General features: G+C 57.9%; 1 protein-coding gene. It reads left to right on the top strand.

Translation table 11 applies throughout. The features are described from left to right. On the top strand, nt 1-423 hold a 423-nt coding region (locus QP941_RS11550; protein WP_502869218.1), incomplete at its 5' end, for a transposase family protein. Nucleotides 424-468 lie beyond the last annotated feature (45 nt).

Raw genomic sequence — 468 nt, 5'->3', positions numbered from 1 at the left:
CACCACAACGTGCGCAAGGCCTACAACAGCCTCAACCATCTTTGGCGGTCCGAGATGCTGTTTGTCTACCTCAACCCGCCAGCAGGAGTCCTTGCGCCCGAGCGGATCAAATCCACCACCAACAGCTTAGAAGGCGGCATCAACGCCCAGCTCAAACTGCTCGCCAGAACCCACCGCGGCAGATCAGGCGAACGACAACGCCGCATGCTGGATTGGTGGCTCTACTTAAAAACGGAACTGCCTGACGATCCAGTACGAATCGCCAGGCAGTCCGACTGGGGCCAGGGCCAACTCGCCAAAGTATCCACCCTGACCCAAACCGAGAACCAAGCCGACCACGAAACAGGACGCCCAGCCCTCTACGACAACGCTATCGACACCGACTACACCCACTCAATCGGCATTCAAAAAGGCCAAATCTAACCCCCGCGACACGCCGAGCCAGACACACATTTTGACCCTTAACCC

It is taken from the genome of Corynebacterium sp. MSK150, from assembly GCF_030229215.1.
In the GTDB taxonomy this organism is placed as follows: domain Bacteria; phylum Actinomycetota; class Actinomycetes; order Mycobacteriales; family Mycobacteriaceae; genus Corynebacterium.
Note: the sequence above shows the minus strand (reverse complement) of the source record. Positions and strands in the feature narration are given on the sequence as shown.